Here is a 406-nt window from a genome sequence, read left to right as displayed (position 1 = left end):
CTCCAATCGTGTAAGGCCATTTTTCAAGTCAAAACGCGCAACACGCTCCAAACCAGAATCCACCACAAGGCGAATACCTTCAATTGTCAGAGAGGTTTCCGCAATGTTGGTTGCCAATACGACTTTGCGCTTACCTTTTTCTGCAGGAGAGATGGCTTTCTGTTGCTCAGTAAAGCTCAACTGACCATACAACGGGCATACTTCAACATCGTCCGGTAAGTGCGATAAACGCTCTTGCACTTGCTTAATGGCCGCCACACCGGGAAGAAACGCAAGCAGAGAGCCTGACTCTTTATTCATCAAACTCTCTATATTTTTTGCCATTACCGTTGAAAGATGATCGTTGGCAGTCAGCGGAGCATAGCGAGTTTCCACGGCAAAGCTGCGCCCTTCTGATTCAATATAA

1 protein-coding gene is annotated in these 406 nt (G+C 46.8%); it reads right to left on the bottom strand.

Features of this window, described 5'->3' with window-relative positions:
* On the bottom strand, nt 1-406 hold a 406-nt coding region (locus R7Z49_RS24195; RefSeq protein WP_318112256.1), incomplete at both ends, for a helicase-related protein.

This window comes from Vibrio sp. 1562 (genome assembly GCF_033340155.1).
In the GTDB taxonomy this organism is placed as follows: Bacteria; Pseudomonadota; Gammaproteobacteria; order Enterobacterales; family Vibrionaceae; genus Vibrio; species Vibrio alginolyticus.
This window is presented reverse-complemented; position numbering and strand designations above follow the sequence as displayed.